Source organism: Campylobacter sp. BCW_4321, from assembly GCF_001763075.1.
Lineage (GTDB): Bacteria > Campylobacterota > Campylobacteria > Campylobacterales > Campylobacteraceae > Campylobacter_D > Campylobacter_D jejuni.
Genome location: NZ_MJYA01000064.1, coordinates 62,597 through 80,753, shown reverse-complemented (window position 1 = coordinate 80,753; position 18,157 = coordinate 62,597). Strand labels below are relative to the sequence as shown.

General features: G+C 29.3%; 18 protein-coding genes, 1 tRNA gene and 2 pseudogenes. 8 read left to right on the top strand and 13 right to left on the bottom strand.

The genetic code is table 11. The features are described 5' to 3' along the window. Positions 1 to 98 precede the first annotated feature (98 nt). On the top strand, positions 99 to 701 hold the full coding sequence (locus tag AJN58_RS08455; protein ID WP_044779048.1) for a hypothetical protein: 603 nt from the start codon (positions 99 to 101) through the stop codon (positions 699 to 701). Here AJN58_RS08455 and pdxA read toward each other — a convergent pair. Then, positions 691 to 1,785, bottom strand: a complete 1,095-nt coding sequence (gene pdxA, locus AJN58_RS08450; RefSeq protein WP_070292181.1) for a 4-hydroxythreonine-4-phosphate dehydrogenase — start codon at positions 1,783 to 1,785, stop codon at positions 691 to 693. The two genes, AJN58_RS08455 and pdxA, sit on opposite strands and share 11 nt — an antisense overlap. After that, positions 1,782 to 2,555 carry a pyridoxine 5'-phosphate synthase gene (locus AJN58_RS08445; RefSeq protein ID WP_004305608.1) on the bottom strand — a complete coding sequence of 258 codons (774 nt, stop codon included), beginning with the start codon at positions 2,553 to 2,555 and terminating at the stop codon, positions 1,782 to 1,784. The genes pdxA and AJN58_RS08445 overlap by 4 nt, the downstream gene beginning before the upstream one ends. A gap of 55 nt (positions 2,556 to 2,610) precedes the next feature. On the opposite strand from AJN58_RS08445, the gene AJN58_RS08440 reads away from it, so the two are divergent. Further along, positions 2,611 to 3,585: an exopolyphosphatase gene (locus AJN58_RS08440; RefSeq protein WP_004305607.1), complete on the top strand. Its 975-nt coding sequence runs from the start codon at positions 2,611 to 2,613 to the stop codon at positions 3,583 to 3,585. Here AJN58_RS08440 and AJN58_RS08435 read toward each other — a convergent pair. The 8 genes from AJN58_RS08435 to AJN58_RS08400 are packed head-to-tail and all read right to left on the bottom strand — an operon-like array spanning position 3,582 to position 11,271. Continuing rightward, positions 3,582 to 4,532, bottom strand: coding sequence for an SAM-dependent methyltransferase (locus AJN58_RS08435; protein ID WP_044779049.1), 951 nt, complete (start codon positions 4,530 to 4,532; stop codon positions 3,582 to 3,584). The two genes, AJN58_RS08440 and AJN58_RS08435, sit on opposite strands and share 4 nt — an antisense overlap. Next, positions 4,529 to 5,350, bottom strand: coding sequence for a M23 family metallopeptidase (locus tag AJN58_RS08430; protein ID WP_044779050.1), 822 nt, complete (start codon positions 5,348 to 5,350; stop codon positions 4,529 to 4,531). The genes AJN58_RS08435 and AJN58_RS08430 overlap by 4 nt, the downstream gene beginning before the upstream one ends. Beyond that, positions 5,347 to 7,341, bottom strand: a complete 1,995-nt coding sequence (gene glyS, locus AJN58_RS08425; RefSeq protein WP_070292179.1) for a glycine--tRNA ligase subunit beta — start codon at positions 7,339 to 7,341, stop codon at positions 5,347 to 5,349. The genes AJN58_RS08430 and glyS overlap by 4 nt, the downstream gene beginning before the upstream one ends. A 55-nt stretch (positions 7,342 to 7,396) precedes the next feature. Next, positions 7,397 to 8,017: an HAD family hydrolase gene (locus AJN58_RS08420; RefSeq protein WP_044779052.1), complete on the bottom strand. Its 621-nt coding sequence runs from the start codon at positions 8,015 to 8,017 to the stop codon at positions 7,397 to 7,399. Further along, entirely contained in the window at positions 8,014 to 8,346 is a 333-nt protein-coding gene (locus AJN58_RS08415; protein WP_044779053.1) for a hypothetical protein, read from the bottom strand. The genes AJN58_RS08420 and AJN58_RS08415 overlap by 4 nt, the downstream gene beginning before the upstream one ends. A gap of 9 nt (positions 8,347 to 8,355) precedes the next feature. Beyond that, a complete protein-coding gene (locus AJN58_RS08410) occupies positions 8,356 to 9,981 on the bottom strand; it encodes a cation:proton antiporter (protein ID WP_044779055.1) in 1,626 nt (541 codons plus the stop codon). A gap of 6 nt (positions 9,982 to 9,987) precedes the next feature. Next, positions 9,988 to 10,362, bottom strand: coding sequence for a heat shock transcriptional regulator HspR (gene hspR / locus AJN58_RS08405; protein ID WP_002861924.1), 375 nt, complete (start codon positions 10,360 to 10,362; stop codon positions 9,988 to 9,990). A gap of 15 nt (positions 10,363 to 10,377) precedes the next feature. Next, positions 10,378 to 11,271 carry a DnaJ family protein gene (locus tag AJN58_RS08400; RefSeq protein ID WP_044779056.1) on the bottom strand — a complete coding sequence of 298 codons (894 nt, stop codon included), beginning with the start codon at positions 11,269 to 11,271 and terminating at the stop codon, positions 10,378 to 10,380. 199 nt (positions 11,272 to 11,470) lie between these two features. Between AJN58_RS08400 and htrA the strand changes: the two genes are divergently transcribed. From htrA to AJN58_RS08380, 4 genes are all read left to right on the top strand, one after another. Beyond that, positions 11,471 to 12,889, top strand: a complete 1,419-nt coding sequence (htrA, locus tag AJN58_RS08395) for a serine protease HtrA (RefSeq protein WP_044779057.1) — start codon at positions 11,471 to 11,473, stop codon at positions 12,887 to 12,889. Positions 12,890 to 12,964: 75 nt separating this feature from the next. Further along, positions 12,965 to 13,639 carry a response regulator transcription factor gene (locus AJN58_RS08390; protein ID WP_002777451.1) on the top strand — a complete coding sequence of 225 codons (675 nt, stop codon included), beginning with the start codon at positions 12,965 to 12,967 and terminating at the stop codon, positions 13,637 to 13,639. Then, positions 13,636 to 14,883 (top strand): ArsS family sensor histidine kinase, encoded by a 1,248-nt coding sequence (locus AJN58_RS08385; RefSeq protein WP_044779058.1) that lies wholly within the window; start codon positions 13,636 to 13,638, stop codon positions 14,881 to 14,883. Before AJN58_RS08390 ends, AJN58_RS08385 begins: the two co-directional genes overlap by 4 nt. A gap of 91 nt (positions 14,884 to 14,974) precedes the next feature. Next, a tRNA-Asn gene (locus tag AJN58_RS08380) sits at positions 14,975 to 15,049 on the top strand. A gap of 87 nt (positions 15,050 to 15,136) precedes the next feature. Here the strand turns inward: AJN58_RS08380 and AJN58_RS10595 are convergent. From AJN58_RS10595 to AJN58_RS08370, 3 genes and pseudogenes are all read right to left on the bottom strand, one after another. Next, positions 15,137 to 15,223, bottom strand: a pseudogene (locus AJN58_RS10595) (CopG family transcriptional regulator); the annotation flags it as partial. A gap of 45 nt (positions 15,224 to 15,268) precedes the next feature. Then, positions 15,269 to 15,508 (bottom strand): annotated as a pseudogene (locus AJN58_RS10435) (ribbon-helix-helix domain-containing protein); the annotation flags it as partial. 10 nt (positions 15,509 to 15,518) lie between these two features. Then, positions 15,519 to 16,118 carry a bacteriohemerythrin gene (locus tag AJN58_RS08370; RefSeq protein ID WP_002861919.1) on the bottom strand — a complete coding sequence of 200 codons (600 nt, stop codon included), beginning with the start codon at positions 16,116 to 16,118 and terminating at the stop codon, positions 15,519 to 15,521. A gap of 148 nt (positions 16,119 to 16,266) precedes the next feature. On the opposite strand from AJN58_RS08370, the gene dccR reads away from it, so the two are divergent. Together dccR and dccS are read left to right on the top strand one after the other, a co-directional pair. Then, entirely contained in the window at positions 16,267 to 16,932 is a 666-nt protein-coding gene (gene dccR, locus AJN58_RS08365) for a two-component system response regulator DccR (RefSeq protein ID WP_044779059.1), read from the top strand. Beyond that, complete coding sequence (gene dccS / locus AJN58_RS08360) at positions 16,925 to 18,115, top strand: two-component system sensor histidine kinase DccS (RefSeq protein ID WP_044779060.1); 1,191 nt, start codon at positions 16,925 to 16,927, stop codon at positions 18,113 to 18,115. Before dccR ends, dccS begins: the two co-directional genes overlap by 8 nt. The last annotated feature ends 42 nt before the right edge of the window (positions 18,116 to 18,157 follow it).

Here is an 18,157-nt window from a genome sequence, read left to right as displayed (position 1 = left end):
TAAAAATAAAAACGCATTATAATAAAATAAAGGCTTAATTTCCTTAAAAAATTCAAAATATTTTTGTTAAAATAAAATAAAAATTTTAAAGGTAAATAATGAAAAAAATTATTTTATTGCTTGGTTTAAGTTTGGTGAGTTTAGGGGCTTTGAGTTTTGATGAGCTTATTTATAAAGATGAAGTAAAACCCAGTTTTGATTGTTCTAAAATCAAAGATGATGGCAAAAGTGATGATGAGCTTATGATATGTAATGAAATTGGTGTGCGTAATGAATTTGAGAATAAAAAACTTGCTTTAGTAGATAATATCTATAGCAGTTTGTATCAAAATATTTCAAAAAAAGCAGATAAAAAGACGAAAAAAGATTTTAAAGCTATTTCAAAAAAGATGATTAAAGAAAGAAAAATTTGTATAAAAAATATGCAAAATACAAAAGCAGGGGAAAATCCTATTTTACCTTTACTCAATGCAAGTGATTGCATGCAAGAAGCTTATATTAAGGCTTTATTAGAGCTTATGCAAAGAGCAAAAAAAGATATAAAGACTAAAGAAGTTTTAGAGCAAATTTTTAAAAATAAAGTTGATAAATATGAAAATTTACTCACTCAAAGTTTAAATACCAATAAAGATTTGCAAGATTTTATAGACAGCTTGGCTAAAGAAGATTTGATTGATTCTAGGGCTAAATTTAAGTTTTAGGGCTTAAATTGATTGCAAATTTAGCCGCTTCAAAATAACTTTTAGTGTTGATTTTAGCATTTTTATAGGCCTTGTCAAAGGCCGTGCCATGATCAACACTGACGCGTATGATGGGTAAATTTAAACTCACATTGATGCTTTTATCAAAATACAAGGCCTTTAAAGGAGCAAGGGCAAGATCGTGATACATAGCCACTAAACGATTGCAGTTTTTTAAACCAGCCTTAGTAAAAGCAGTATCAGCTACTAAAGGATAGGGTAGATAAACACCCTTGCCTTTAAAATTTAAAAGCAATTCTTTTTGCAAATTTTCATCTTTTAAGGCTTTTTTGAAAAATTTTTCATCTTTTTTAGAGTGTAAAAAGGCATTAACAAAGGCTATAGCTTTTTCCATGATCTTTTCTTCTTTTCCGCCTATAACTCCATAATCTCCAGCGTGAGGGTTAAAACCTAAAAGCCCCATTTTTTTAAAATGCGTTTCTTTGTAAAAATCTTTTAAAAAGATACTTAAATTTTTAAAAGTGATTTTTTTACTCACCTTAGCTAAAGGTATATGTTCGCTAAAAAGCCCTACAAAAAGTTCTTTACAACCTAACATCATAATGGCATTTTTTTTAAAAAAATCCCTTAAAGCATCGGTGTGTCCTTTGTATTTAAGTCCTGCATCTTCCCAAGCTTTTTTGTGTATAGGTAGAGTAAGTAAGGCATGTGCGTGTTTTTCATAGACAAAATAACTTGCCGCCTTAAAGCTTAAAAAACCATAAAGTCCACTTTTTGCATCTATTTCTCCGGCTTGGATTTTAAAATTTTCATCCACTTTAAAGCCTAAAGGAAGGCAAAAAGAGTAAATTTCAAGAGAATTTTCTTTTTTTATAAAATTAAACTCATAGTCTTTGTCATCTTTAAAAGCTACGATTTTTGCATTAAAAAGTTTTAAATTTAAAAGTTTTAAAGCTTTATTAAGCAAGTTTTCGTGGATAAAATAAAAAGGTGTGCAGATTTTGCTTAGTTCTTCATGAGAACGCACTAAAATTTCAAGTCCTATGCTGTTTATATCGCCTATACTAATGGCTAGTTTTTTCATCTTTTAATAAGTTCTTTCATTTCTAAAATAGCGTTTTGAAGTCCTGTAAATACAGATCTTGCTACAATGCTTTGTCCTATATTTAGCTCACAAATTTCTTTAATTTTTACTATGGATTTTACATTTTTGTAATTTAAACCATGTCCTGCAGCTACTTTTAAACCAAGCTCTATGCCTTTTTTGGCACAGAGTTCTAAATTTTGTAATTCTTTTTCAAATTGAGCTTGTAGGTTTTTTTTATCTTGACCAAGTTCTTTTAAGGCAAAAGCAGTATGAGAGATATTACTAAAAAGTGCGTTGTGTAAATTCGCATAATGTCCTGTATGAAGCTCTATGAATTGGGCTTTTAAATTTTTTGATTTTTCTATATCTTCTAAACTAGGATTGATAAAAAGTGAAACTTCAATGTTTGCATTTTGAAGTTTTTCTATGCTTTGTTTTAATTTAGCATGATTTAAACAAAGTCCCCCTTCTGTAGTAAGCTCTTCTCTTTTTTCAGGCACTAAAGTAACACGGTGGGGTTTGAGTTTAAGAGCTAAATTTAAAATTTCATCATTTAAAGCACATTCTAAATTGATAGGGCTTTTGCAAAATTTTATGATATTCTCCAAGTCAAAATCCTGAGCATGACGGCGATCTTCTCTTACATGCAAAGTGATTTGATCTCCGTGTTTAGCTGCTATAAAAGCAGCCTCTAAAAGATCAGGATCATTTACCATTCTAGCTTGTCTTAACACTGCGATATGATCGATATTTACACCTAAAAGCATATTTTTCCTTTAGAACTTTTTTGCTATTATACTATAAAATCAAACAAGGAAAGTCATGTTAGGTATAGATCTTGGTTCAAATACTTTAAGAGCAGTGCAAATAGATGAAAAATTAAATAAATTAAAAGAATATGAATTTGTTATTGGAGCAGCGAAAAATCTAAATCAAAGTGGAGAAATTTCTAAAGAAGCCATACAAAGATTAAAAAATGCTTTGAGTATTTTGGCTAAAGAGCAAGATTTAAGCAAAGCAAGAGCTGTAGCGACTGCAGCTTTTAGAAAAGCAAGCAATACAAATGAAATTTTTGCCCATTTAAAAGAAGAATTTGGGATTGATTTTAAGCTTATAGATGCCAAAAGTGAAGCTAAGATCAGTGTTTTAGGTATGCAAGTGGGCTTAAGAAGGCTTAAAATTTGGGGAGAGTTTGCGTATTGTGATTTAGGAGGGGCTTCTTGTGAGCTTTCTTTTGGAAAAAGTTTTAAAAGTTTTGATTTTGGTATTATTAGTTTTTATGAAAAAAATTGCCATTCTTATTATAAATCTTGTATTTCTTACAAAAAATTGATAAAAAAATATCCTAAATTTATCATCAATATTAAAGATAAAAAACTTAAAATTCATTTTTTAATTGCAAATCCCTATTTAAAGCATTTAGCTTTTATGGCTTTTGATGAGGTGGCTATGATTAAAAAGGAACTTCGTTCTTTAGGGGCTAAAACGGTGGTTTTAAATTCCGGAGTTCCTACTACACTTAGCGCATTAAAACAAAATATAAGCTATGAAAAGTATGAAGCAACTAGAGTAAATGGTAAAAAACTTTACCATAAGGATTTTTTAAATTATGCTATTAAACTTTTTCATATGGAAGAAAAAAAGGCTATAAAAGAAGTAGGTATGATGAGAAAAAATTATTTGAGTGCAGGTTGTTTGCTGTTTTATGCTTTGTTTGATAAACATAAACTTCTAGTCATTGATGAGGGTTTAAGAGAGGGGGTTTGTTTAGCAAGTATGAAAAATATAAAATTTTAGTTTTTTTGAAATTCGAAAAAATGAAATTTTTCATCAAAATTAAAAAATAAAATTTTAGCTTGAGATAAAAAACTTTCGTAAGTTTTAATGTTTTTATTTTTTGTGTATTCTAATAAATCTTCAAAACCAAAATCCATGAAAGCAAGACTTTGTTTTTTAAAAGCTAAAGGTTTGAAATCATATTCTTTGATGAGTTTTTGAAGATGGGTAAAATTGACATTATAAGTTAGATCGCTTTTGCCGAAAAAATCTTTTAACGATACTTCAAAAGGGTTAAAAACTTCGTGCTTTTGATAGATTCTTAAGCTAAAATTTTGTGGATTCAAAGTTCCATAGTCAAATCCCGCAAATATAAATCTCTCGCAAGCTTGATCTAAATCTTTAAAAAAATTTTCAAGCTCTAAACTGAGTTCGCCTTTTGTAAGATTTAAAGCTTTGCATTTTGTGATCAAATTTTCATCCATATTTTTAAAAATAAGTTTAAAATTTTCTACAAATGCCATTTTATCATGATCTATAAGTTCACAAGTAAAACTATCAAAAAGTTCATTGCAAAAGAAAAAAGCGTTCTTAAAATGGCATTCTTTAAGGCTATTTTTGTGAGTAAATTCCACTCCTTCTAAGGTCTTTTTCTGTAAATTTTTTAATTTTTCATGCGGTTCTATGATGAAAAAAGAAATTTGAGAAAAAATTTCAGGTCTTAATTCAAGCAAAGCGGCTAAAAAATCACGACTTAAATAGCCTTCATTAGCGCCTATTTCTACAAGTTCTAAAGGGGGTTGTAAAATTTTTTTATCTATTAAATTTAAAAAATGCTTGGCTAAAAGTGTGCCAAAAAGATTTCCTACGCTCACAGCAGTAAAAAAATCTCCGTTTTTTCCTATACTTACAGCATTTTTATAATAGCTCTTATGGAGCCAAGCATGGAAAAAGTCACTAAATTTCATTGAAAAATAGCATTAAATTTGGAGACAAAATCCAAAGGATCGACTTGTTTGCCTCCAGCTAAAATTCCAAAATGCAAATGCGGTCCACTTACCCTACCTGTAGCCCCGCTAAGTCCTATAAGCTCACCTTTTTTTATCTTTTGTCCTACTTTAACATCGATTTTAGAAAGATGATAGTATTGTGAATAAATTCCAAAACCATGATCAATGACTACTGAATTTCCCGCAAAATAACGATCTTTTGCAATTTTTACTACGCCTGAATTGGCTGCATAAATAGGCGTTCCTGTGGCGGCTCTAAAGTCCGTTCCACTATGATAACTTGCTACTTTTTCATTAAAAGTTCTTGCTTTGCCAAAATCACTTGTGATAAAAGAATTTAAAGGTATATTAAAAGCACCGTTAAATAAAGCTTTTGGAGTATAAGAGCTATAAATCGCATTGGCTTCTTTTAATTCTTTAGCGATGCGTTCTTGTACGGTTTTTGGCGGAAAAATCTTTTTGTTTTCAACTTGCAATTTTTCACTTTTATAATTACCTTCTAAAGTTTTTATGAAAATTTCTTCTTTTTTATTTTTATAAAATGCGATAAGTTTTGTATTTTGCGGGGGATTTTTGTAAGGTAAGGAAAAAATAGCTAGAATTTTTTCTTGATTTTTAGGATGTGCAAAGGTGGGAATATTTTTATCATTATTTTTCAAAGATAAAAAATCTTTCTTATCTAGTTCCAAAAATAAAGCTTGACCTTTGATGAGTTCTAAATTTTGAGCTCCAAAAAGCCAAAGAGTAAAGCTTAAAAAAAGCCATAAGGCTTTCATAGGCTTAACTCTTTAAGATCGGCGATTTTTAAAAACTCCGCATAAATTTCATAAACCAAAGTTTGGCGATTATTTTTAAGTTTTTCATCTTCAGCATTAATCATCACTTGATTAAAAAACTCATCAATAAAAGGCTTAAGTGCAAAAAGATTTTCAAGTTTTTCTTGTAAAGAGTTGGCTTTAGTTTTTTCTTGAAAAGCTTTGTAAAGTTTGCTTTCTGCTTCTTGAACAAAAAGACTTTCATCAACTTTATGAGAATTTTTAGTGGCGATATTGGCTAGTCTTTTAAAGGTTGCAAAATTTTCATTAAAATTGTCTTTTTTGCTAAGTTTTATAAGAGCATTTACGCTTTGATTGATATGGATAAGATCTGTATTTTGTGAGCTTAAAACTGCTTTTACAAAAGAAGCATTGACTGTATAAAAAGTATAAAGTCTTTCAAAAATAAAATCTTTTAAAATTTGCATATCAAAGCTTTTATAATGACTTGAAAGTTTTTCTAATAAAATTTGGATATCAAATTCTTTATTTAAATTTAGAGCGATTTTAATGATCCCATTGGCTGCTCTTCTTAAGGCATAAGGATCCTTTGTTCCGCTTGGAATTTTTCCTATGCTAAAAAGTCCTATAAGGGTATCAAGCTTGTTTGCAAGGGCTACTATGCTTGAAAATTCTGTGCTTGGAAGTGGAGCTTGTTCAGAATTAGGAAGATATTGTTCTTTGATGGCTAAGCAAATTTCATAATCTAATCCCATTTTTTGCGCATAATAACTTCCCATAATGCCTTGCAAATCAGTAAATTCATAAACCATTTGTGTGGCTAAGTCTGCTTTGGCGTATTTTAGTGCTGTGCTGATATTTTCGATTTTATCATTATGAAGCATTTGACATAAAATTTCAGCAATTTTAATCTCTCTTAAACTTTTATCTTGCATTGTGCCTAAACCTTCAAGATAAGTCATTTTGGCAAGTTTTTCAGGTTGTAAACCATTTTGTAAATCATTTTGATAAAAAAACATTGCATCGCTAAGTCTTGCACGCAAAACTCTTTCATTTCCATGTATGATTTTTGAATAATCCTTACATACTGCATTGCTTACTACTATAAAATGATTACTTAAGCCTTTGTCGTTAAAAACCGCAAAATAGCGTTGATTTTCTCTCATTGAAGTGATGATGACTTCGCTAGGAATTTCTAAAAATTCTTCTTCAAAGCTTCCTAAAAGTGCATTAGGATATTCTGTGATAGCAACTACTTCAGCTAAAAGCTCTTCATCTTCTCCAATTTGTATATTTTTTTGACTTTCTATGAGTTTAAATTGTTCAAGTATTTTTTCTTTTCTTTTGATTGGATCAAGGATAATATAGTTTTTTTCTAGTAGTTCAAAATATTCTTTTGCATTGTTAAAATCTTTCAAATCATAACTTACACTTCTGTGAATGAAAGTTTTTTTAGCACTTTTTACCCCATAACTTTGAAAATCAACAAGTTCATCATTTAAAATGCAAGCTATAGAACGGATCGCACGAATGAATTCAAAAGAATTTGCACCCCAACGCATACTTTTGCCAAAACTAAGACTTTTTAGAAATTTTTCTACCATTTCTCCTAAAATTTCTTGACTTTGTAAACCTTTGATAGCTTTTTGATGATATAAAACTTCCTTACCTTTGATTTCTTTAAAAGCGAGTTCATTTTCACTGATCCCTGCTTTTTGCAGGAAGCTTTGTCCCGCAGGAGTTAAAACTCCATCTTTATAAGCAACATTTTTAGGTGCTCCTATAAATTCAGCAAAACTATCTTCTTGTTTGTCTGCAAAATCTTCATGAAAAAAAACTAAACGACGCGGAGTATAATAAAATTTAAAATCACTTACCAAGCGATATTCTTCTAAAACATTTTTCCATTTTTTTTCTATATTAGCTAATTCTTTTAACAAAGGAATAGCAGGTAATTCTTCTGTGCCAATTTCTATTAATAATTCACTCATAATTTACTCTTTTTAAAATTTGTTTCTAATTTTAACTAAAATTTCATTAAAAAACTTATAAATACTTTTGCAAAAAGCCTTTAAGTTCACTAGCGTTGCTAAATTCATTTTCTTTTAAATCTTTTTGATACCATTTGGCATGAAAATAAGGCAAATTGGCATTTTTAGCACATTCTTTATCTTTTTGACTATCTCCTATAAAAACGCTTGTTTTATGTGGAGCCTCGCTTTTTAAAAGCTCTAGCATCATAGGATGAGGTTTGGGTTCTATGCCTAAACTTATGCCTAAAATTTTATCAAAATAAGGAATGATATCGTGTTTTTTAAGTATACTTGAAAGTGAGCTTTGAGGGGCGTTAGTAGCAATAGCTAAAAAACAATTTTTGCTTTTTAAAAATTCTAAAAGTTCTTTCACTCCTTCAAAAAGCACCACGCTTTGTTCATAGTGTTTGACAAAATATTTTTCATAGCCTTCTTTAAAACTAGAATGATGGAAATTTTCTATATTATAAAGTTCTTTTGCCCAGTCAATATTGGGAGTATTGATGGTTTGCATAATGATTTCTCTTGAAAGTGGGGCTAGGTTTAAATCCTGCCTTATTTCATTAACTGCACAAGAAATGGCATTTGCACTATCGATTAAAGTTCCATCCATATCAAAAAATACATTAATCATTCATAATCCTTTAAATAATTTTTATGTTTTTCTTTTTTCTCACCTTGTTTTTTTTGCTTATCTAAAGCATTGGCAAGATTTAAAAGTTCACTTTTTTCTTTGGAAAAATCTAAACAAGCATTGACAAAAAATTCAAGATTTTTTGCATAGGTTGAGTTAAGATTTACTGCGGGATTTTTTTCAAAAAATTTAGCATTTTTTAACATTCTTTCTTCAAATTTAATTTTATCAAAATCTTCTTTTTTAAGCGCAGATATGGCGCCATTGAAAAATTTTTCAAGATTTCTTAGGTATTTTACACGTAAGGCTTTTTCTTCATTTTTTGTCAAAATTCTTCCTTAGGTATTTTTATGAATGCGACATTCTAGCGCTTCTTGAACTAAATTTCTAGCGATTACTTTTTCAGAGCGAATGATGCGTATATTTTCATCTATGCTTGAAAAAAGCATCTTTTTCAAAGTTCCATTTACATGAATGATAGTATCTATAGGTTTTGGATAATTAGCTAGCACTTGACATAAAATTTCAAGTTTAGCTTCATTTGTAACTGTGATAATAGCTACTGCACATTCTTCTATATTGGCAATTTTTAAGGTTTCTTCTTGAGCAGCATTGGCAAAAACGACATTTTCACCCCGACTAACTCCAAGTTCTACTAAATTTAAATCACTTTCTAAAACAAGATAAGGTACGCCTGTGTTTTTGATTTTTTGTACGACTTCTTGTCCTAAGCGTCCATAGCCAAAAACAACAAGATGATTTTTAAGCTTGATATTGCTGTCAATATTTTGCACAGCGTTGGTATTAAGTGCTATATCTTCTACAACATTGGTAATTTTTCTTATATTGTTTAAAATAAAAGGCGTAATAATCATGGTTAAAATAGAAACAACAATTAAAATTTGTGAAGTTTTGATATCAAGCATGTTTTTTGCTTGCAAAAGAGAAAAAATTGCTAGGGCGAATTCGCCAATTTGCGCTATGGCAAAAGCTGTTTTAAGCGCTACTCTTTTTTTGGTGTAAAGAAATAAAAAGCCAAAAACTATGCCAAATTTTAAAGCCATTACAAGAAGGGTTAAAACTATGATTAAAAACCAATTTTGTGCCACTACATCAAGTTGAATTTGCATGCCTACAGTTATGAAAAAAAGCCCTAAAAGCAAATCTCTAAATGGGATCAAGTCCGCTTCTATTTTGTGTTTATATTTTGTTTCTGCTATCAAAGCACCTGCTATAAAAGCACCCAAAGAATAAGAAAATCCAAAATAATTTGCTAAAAAACTTGCTCCAATAACCATAAATAAAACAGTACTAATAAAAATTTCTTGAGAAGAAGTGTGGATAATGAGTCTAAAAATTCTATCCACTAGATATTTACCTATGAAAAATAATAAAGTGATTAAAATAAGTGCTGAAATTAAAGTGGTAAAAAGGAGTTTTTCTATGTTTTGATTGTTGGATGAAAAAATATCTACAAGCAAAAGCAAAGGAATAACAGCTATATCTTGAAAAAGCAAAATTCCCAATGCTTTTCTGCCATATTGCTCATTTATATCGCCATTATCATTTAAAATTTTAAGCACCACTGCGGTTGAAGAAAGTGCTAGTGTAAAGCCTACTATGGTAGCGCTTTTATCTCCAAGTCCTAAAATTCCTATAGCAAGTAGCATAAAAACAAAGCCACAAGTAAGTATCTGCAAAGAGCCGTTTAAAAAAACTTCTTGTTTCATCGCCATTAAATGCTTAAAAGAAAATTCAAGCCCTATGGTAAACATTAAAAACACTATACCAAATTCGGCTATATGGGTGATTTCGCCTTTGCCGCTTAAATGATAAATTTCAGAAATGATTTCTCCAGCAGCTATATATCCAATGATAGTTGGAATTTCAAATTTTTTAAATATGACATTTAAAACTATAGCTATAGCAACGGTGATTAAAAAAATTTCTAAAAAATTATCCATTATTTTTTATTTTTTCTCATAAAAAATCAAATCAAAGCTATTTTTATGCTTGACAACGGCTTTGCTAGCCGCTTCTTTATCTTGTTGTTTACTTAATTCTAAGCGTAGTTCATCAATTAAATTTTCAAATTCGTGAAGTTGGTTTTTCAATTTTAAGATAACATCTACCCCAGCAAGATTGATTCCCATGTCTCTTGTTAAACGCAATATAAGTTTAATACGGTCAATATCTCTTTGAGAATAAAGTCTTATTTTGCCATCGGTTCTACTTGGTTCTATCAATCCTTCTCTTTCGTATTGCCTTAAGGTTTGTGGATGTATGCTTAAAACTTTAGCCACAACACTGATTAAATATACAGGTTCATCATAATGGTGTTCCATATTTTATTCCTTTCTTTAAGGTAATTTTTCTTTTAAGAGTTCTATAAATTTTTCATCAAGAGTATCTAAATTTGGCAAAACAACATTTAAAATCAAATACATATCCCCATAAATATCACTTTTTCTATTTTGCACTCCATAACCTTTTAAACGAATTTTTTGGTTATTTTTTGAATTAGGCGTTATGTTAATTGTCGCTTCTTCCTTGCCTTCTTTGAGTGTTTTTATATTTATTTTTCCACCAAAAAGTGCAGTTTTTAAAGAAATATCAACTTTTTGATATAAATCATCGTCTTCTCTTGTGTAAATAGGACTTTCTTCTATTTTTACAATAATGATTAAATCGCCTCTAGTTCCATTTCTGCTTTGTTTTCCTTTAGAGCGAATTCTTAGTTTCTCGCCTTCTTTTATACCGTGTGGAATTTTAAATTTAATGGTTTCGCCTTGAAAATTAAAACTATGCTCCCCGCCTTTAACAGCTTTTTCAAAAGGAATGTGAAGCTCTAGATTGCTGTCTAAATTTTCTTCTTCAAAACCTCCAAATCCTCCAAAACCACTGTTAAAGCCTTTTGAAGAAAAGCCGTTAAAACCCCCTCTTGAGCGTCCACCAAAGCCTCCTCCAAAGAGATCTTTTAAAATATCGTCTAAATTTACCCCACCAGTATTTCTTGAAAAATCATGAAAACTTTGTCCACCAAACATAGAATCGCCGTATTGGTCATACTGAGCTCGTTTTTTTTCGTCACTTAAAATTTCATAAGCAGCATTAATTTCTTTAAATTTTTCTTCCGCACCTTTTTCTTTGTTGATATCAGGATGGTATTTTCTAGCTAGGCGACGGTAAGCTTTTTTTATTTCATCTGCACTAGCGTTTTTGCTAACTCCAAGAGTTTCGTATAAACTATTCATGTTATATTTCCTTAAAAATTTTTACTTGATTATATAAAGGATTAAATTATAACATAAACTTTAGCCTAAGTCAATCAAGTTTTATAAATTTTTATCACTCAAGGTTTTATTTACAATTTTGTAAATTTTCGGTTTTATACTATGAAGACAGTAAAATATTTTACGAGATAATTTATCTTTAAGAACAAAAGGAAATGAAATGAAAAAGATTTTTTTATCATTAAGTTTAGCGAGTGCTTTATTTGCCGCAAGTATTAATTTTAACGAATCAACTACAACGGCTAATCGTGTAAATCCTGCTGCTGGAAATGTAGTGCTTTCTTATCATGATTCTATTAAAGATGCAAAAAAATCAGTGGTTAATATTTCTACCTCAAAAACTATTACAAGAGCGAATCGTCCAAGTCCTTTGGATGATTTTTTTAATGATCCTTATTTTAAACAATTTTTTGATTTTGATTTTCCTCAAAGAAAAGGAAAAAATGATAAAGAAGTAGTGAGTTCTTTGGGATCAGGGGTGATTATTTCAAAAGATGGCTATATAGTAACAAATAATCACGTTGTAGATGATGCTGATACGATTACAGTAAATTTACCAGGAAGTGATACAGAATATAAAGCAAAACTTATAGGTAAAGATCCAAAAACAGATTTGGCTGTTATAAAAATAGAGGCTAATAATCTTTCAGCTATTACTTTCACAAATTCTGATGATTTAATGGAAGGAGATGTTGTTTTTGCACTTGGAAATCCTTTTGGAGTCGGTTTTAGTGTTACAAGTGGGATAATATCTGCTTTAAATAAAGACAATATAGGTTTAAATCAATATGAAAATTTTATACAAACAGATGCTTCTATCAATCCAGGAAATTCAGGTGGAGCTTTGGTGGATAGTCGTGGATATTTAGTAGGTATTAATTCAGCTATTCTTTCTCGCGGAGGTGGAAACAACGGCATAGGTTTTGCTATACCTTCAAATATGGTTAAAGATATAGCTAAAAAACTTATTGAAAAAGGCAAGATTGATAGAGGATTTTTAGGTGTGACTATTTCAGCTTTGCAAGGTGATACTAAAAAAGCTTACAAAAATCAAGAAGGAGCTTTAATTACTGATGTTCAAAAAGGTTCAAGTGCTGATGAAGCAGGGCTTAAGCGTGGAGATTTAGTTACTAAAGTTAATGATAAGGTTATAAAAAGTCCTATTGATCTTAAAAATTATATAGGAACTTTAGAGATTGGTCAAAAAATTTCATTAAGTTACGAAAGAGATGGAGAAAATAAGCAAGCAAGTTTTACTCTTAAAGGTGAAAAAGAAAATCCTAAAGGCGTACAAAGCGATTTGATTGATGGTTTGAGTTTGAGAAATTTAGATCCAAGACTTAAGGATCGTTTGCAAATTCCAAAAGATGTTAATGGTGTTTTGGTTGATAGTGTTAAAGAAAAGAGCAAAGGAAAAAATTCTGGTTTCCAAGAGGGTGATATTATCATAGGTGTTGGACAAAGTGAAATTAAAAATTTAAAAGATTTAGAACAAGCCTTAAAACAAGTTAGTAAAAAAGAATTTACTAAAGTTTGGGTATACCGCAATGGTTTTGCGACTTTGCTTGTGCTTAAATAAAAATAAAGGAAGGATTTTCCTTTCGTTATAAATTTTAGTTTAAAATTAAAATTAAGTTTAAAATAAAGGAAAACTATGACAAATATTCTTATGATAGAAGACGATTTAGAATTAGCAGAAATTACAGCTGAATATTTGGAAAAATTTGATATGAAAGTTGATATAGCTCATGAGCCTTATATAGGTCTTTCTAAGCTCGCATTAAAAGAGTATCAGCTTATCATTTTAGACCTTTCTTTGCCAGGGCTTGATGGGCTTGAAGTGTGTGAAGAAATTCGTAAAAAGTATGATACGCCTATTATTATTTCAAGTGCAAGACATGATATTACAGATAAGGTTAATGCTTTAGAACTTGGAGCAGATGATTACCTACCAAAACCTTATAATCCAAAAGAATTACAAGCACGTATTAAAAGTCATTTAAGACGTATTTCAAATACAAAAAGCGCCATAGCAAAAAGTGTAAAAGATCTTGTTTATGATCAATATAAGCATATTATTACCATGAAAGGACAAGAGCTTACTTTAACTAATGCTGAATTTGATATTTTAAGCTATTTGATTAAAAAAGAGGGTGGAGTGGTAAGTCGTGAAGAGCTTGTTTATAATTGTTCTTCTATTAGTGAGGATTCTAGCAATAAAAGTATAGACGTTATTATTAGTAGAATTCGTCAAAAGATGGGAGATGATCCAAAAACTCCAAAATATATTCACTCTATACGTGGAATAGGTTATAAGCTTACTCAATGAATAAATCTTCGATTTTTTATACTATAACTTTTATTTTTATTTTTGCTGGGGTTAGTGTTATACTAGGCTTTTTGTGGCTTATAGAATACGATCAGCAAAATTATACTAGAGAATTAAATACAAAATATTCTTTAATAGCTAATGCAAGACTCTTAAATTTTGCAGGAGTTATCAGCGAAAAAGAATTTGAAGAGCAGACAAAAAATTATAATAAAATGGATGAGATAACAGAAGCAAAGCAGATCCGTAAAATTCTTTTTAGAGGTGATGTTTTAGCTAGGGTTGAGGTTAATAATGGCTTAATCGAGATTATTTCTTATAATAGACAGGTGTATTTAAATATTATTTATGATGGAAAGGTTTATCTTTATAAAGATCAAGATTATCAAACCTATAGGTATTTTATTATCAAAGCTATAGCTGTAGCTATGATTTGTATTCTTGTATTGCTTTATATTTATATATTTAAAAAATTAAAACCACTCAAAAGACTTAAAAAACAAATTGATAAATTTGCCCAAGGAAAGCTTAGTGATATAGAAGATGTAAGCACTGGGGTGGATGAAATTTCACAAGTAAGTGAAGCTTTTTATCAAGCCATTGTTCAAATTCGAAAGCTAAACCAATCTCGTCAGTTTTTTTTAAGAAATATTATGCATGAACTCAAAACTCCTATTACTAAAGGGCTCTTAACGTTAGAAATGATAGAAGATAATAAATATAAAGAGCGCTTAAATGGGGTTTTTACTAGACTTGAAATTTTAATTAATGAATTCGCTGCTATTGAGCAAATTACTTCAGGGGCTGCTTTTATAAATAGAAAAAAATACAATATTTTAGATGTTTTAGATGAAGCCAAAGAAATTGCAATGCGAGATGATAGCAATATACGTATTTTTATGGAAGAAAGTTTTTTTGTAAATGTGGATTTTAAACTTTTTACTACAGCGATTAAAAATATGATAGATAATGGTATTAAACATTCTGAAGATGGGTTTGTGCAAATTGATATTATAGACGATTATATTTGTTTTAAAAATCGTGGTCCTGAGCTTAACAATACTTTAGAATATTATACTCAAGCTTTTACTCAAGGATCAAAACAAAAATCAAGTTTTGGATTAGGGCTTTATATTGTAAATACTATTTTAGAAACACATGGAATGAAGCTTGATTATTTATATGAAGATGGGGTAAATTTGTTTTATTTTAGAAATTTAAAAAGTGTTATTGTTAAGGAGTAAATTAATTTTTTGCATAAAAAATGCATTTTTGTGTAAAAACCCTTGACAAAGTTTTTTAATTTCACTATAATTACATTTTACTTTTAAATATTCCGGATTAGCTCAGCGGTAGAGTAGTCGGCTGTTAACCGATTGGTCGTAGGTTCGAATCCTACATCCGGAGCCACTTTTTAACTCCATTTTTAATATTCGTAAATGTATTTTAACATAAAAAATTAATAAGTCTTTATCACAAAAAATTGTGATAAAGTTTTTATTTTGTTTGTTTAAGATTTTTGACAATTTTATCTATTTTTTTACTCGCCTTTTGATAATCCCCATCTTTAAGTTCTTCTAAAGCTTCAATAGCAAAATCAAAATCACCAAGTTCGTTATCATTAGAATTTTCTTGAAGATTTTTGACAATTTTATCTATTTTTTTACTCGCCTTTTGATAATCCCCATCTTTAAGTTCTTCTAGGGCATTAACAGCAAAAGAAAAATCTTCAACTTCATTAAGATAAGCTTCTATAGCTTCTTTTATTATAGCTGATTTTGGCTTAGAAAGATTTTTACTTAAATTATCCAAACGCTCCTTAAGCTCTAAAGGCATTCTAAAAGAATAAGTTTTTACATTGTGTTTCATTTTATCCTCCTTAAGAATGTTTTTTGTAAAATTTTATAATTTGCTTACAAGTTTTGCAGGTAAATTTGTGACCTTGTAGTTCTATTTTTTGATGAATGTTATAAGGAACATCGTGAATTTTACCAGGACAATTACAGATATAAAGATAAAATTGTGGATGCTCATTATCTTCATCTTCTGCTGCTTCAAAGCTAATATCACTGCCATCATCTGTAGATAAAGAAGAACTTCTCCATTTTTCAACTTTCATGTCTTCGTATAGTATGTGTTCTAAAAGCCACTTTTTAGCCACTATATAAAGTTTTTCTTTAAGATCATTGGTTGATTTGATATCTTTGATTAAATTAATCATGGTTTGGATGATTTCTTTATGTATTTTTCGATGTTCTTCTAAATTTGGATAGCCTATTAGCTGCATGTATTTTTCTTCATCATTAAAGTGATCTTTCATATAATTAAAAAATTCAGCCAAAAGTTCTTTGACTTCATTTTTACTTACAGATCTATCTGATACAACTTCAACTTTTGCAGCAAGTTCAAAAAGCTTTTTATGTTGCTCGTCAATTTTAGCATTGTGCACACTATAGCTATTATCCCATTTTGGAAGCATTTTAACTCCTTAAGGAAAAATTTATTTATATAAAAGGATTATAGATAAAAATAAATTAAATAAAAATGAAATTTTATTAAATAATTGATAGGAATTTTGATACAATGATATATATTTTAAGAGATTTGAAATTAGAAAGATTTAAATTATGGCTGCTAAAATTTTACTTTTAGAAGATGATTTGAGTTTGAGTGAGATCATTGAAGAGTTTTTAAATGATGAAGGATATGAAGTATTTTTATGCAATAATGCGCAAGAAGCTTTAGATATAGCTTATGAAAGATATTTTGATCTTTGGATTTTAGATGTAAAAGTTCCTTTAGGAGATGGATTTTCATTGCTTAAAGAATTAAGAAAAAGCGGAAAGCAAACCCCAGCAATTTTCATGACTTCTTTAAATACAACAAACGATTTAAAACAAGGCTTTGATGCAGGTTGTGATGATTATATAAAAAAACCTTTTGAACTTGCTGAGTTATCTATTAGGGTTAAAGCTTTGCTTAAAAGAGCTTTTTCACATAAAAATGAAGATTTTGAAGATTTAGGGGATGGATTTAGATTTGAATTTACTACACAAATTCTTTACTATAATAATAAAGCCTTGACTTTACCGAGTAAAGAAATTAAGCTTTTGTCTTTATTACTTAAAAATAAAAACAACTTTTTAAGCACAGAGAGAATTTTTGAAGAACTCTGGGATTATGATGAGGAGCCTAGTGAGCTAAGTTTAAGGGCTTATGTGAAAAATTTACGTAAAATTTTAGGAAAAGAAAAAATTATAAATCAAAGAGGCAGGGGATATTGCTATGGCTAAAAAAGTCATTAGGCAAATTTTATTAATCTATCTAACAACTACAGGTATTTTTTTAACTATTTTTTTTGCATTATGGTATCAAAAATTATATGAAGAATTAGTTGTTTTAAAGGGTGCCACTTTGAGAGAAAATCATAGAAATATTGTTATAAGCATCTTAAATTCTCGTTTTACCCCTATAGATATAAGTGCAAAAAATATTGCTCAAAGCACAGCATTAAAATTTGCTATATTTGATGCTAAAAAGATTGTTTTTAGTAATATAGATTTTGATTTAAGAAAGGCAAAGATAGAGCTTAAAGGTAGAGGTATTTGTGATAATAAGGTTTTTTTTCTTGCTCCTATGAGTGCAGATCATTATTTTTTAAGACATGCTAGCAATGAAGAAGTAAATACTAACGATGGTTTGCAAATTTTAATACAGGGTGAAGATGTTGGTAAAGATCTTTTTTGGATTAGAACGAAAGTTTTTGGTTTTGCTATTATGGCTTTTTTCATATTGGGCTTAATATCTTATATTCTAGTAAAAATTGCTCTAAAGCCTTTAGAGGATAAAATCAGCACACTAAATCGTTTTATTAAAGATTCAACTCATGAACTCAATACCCCATTAAGTATTATTTTGATGAGTATAGAACAACTTGATCATCAAAATTTAGGAGATAATGCTAAATTTACAAGGATTAAGCTTGCTGCAAAAAGTTTGTCTCAAGTGTATTCTGATCTTGTTTTTTATAATTTTCCTAATACCTTAGAAACAGAAAAACAAAAATTTGATTTAAGAATGCTACTTGAAGAAAGATTGGAATATTTCAAAGTATTTTTTGAGCAAAAAAAAATTACACTAAAGCTTGATTTAAATCAAGCAAATATTTTTGCCCCTAAAAATCAAATTTCTAAATTGATTGATAATCTTATAAGCAATGCTATTAAATACAATAAAAAAGGTGGAGTAATTTCTATAATTTTGAAAGCCAATTTTTTAAGTATTGCGGATACAGGTTGTGGAATTTCAAAGTCAAATTTAAATCAAATTTTTGATAGATATACAAGATTTAATACCGATCAAGGAGGATTTGGTATAGGGCTTTCTTTGGTAAAAAAAGTTTGTGATGATAATGATATTAAGATTATTTGCGAATCTGTAGAAAATCAAGGGAGTGTTTTTAAATTAAATTGGTAATCAGCAAGAATTTTTCTTGCTGATTAGAGGTTAGAGCAGATA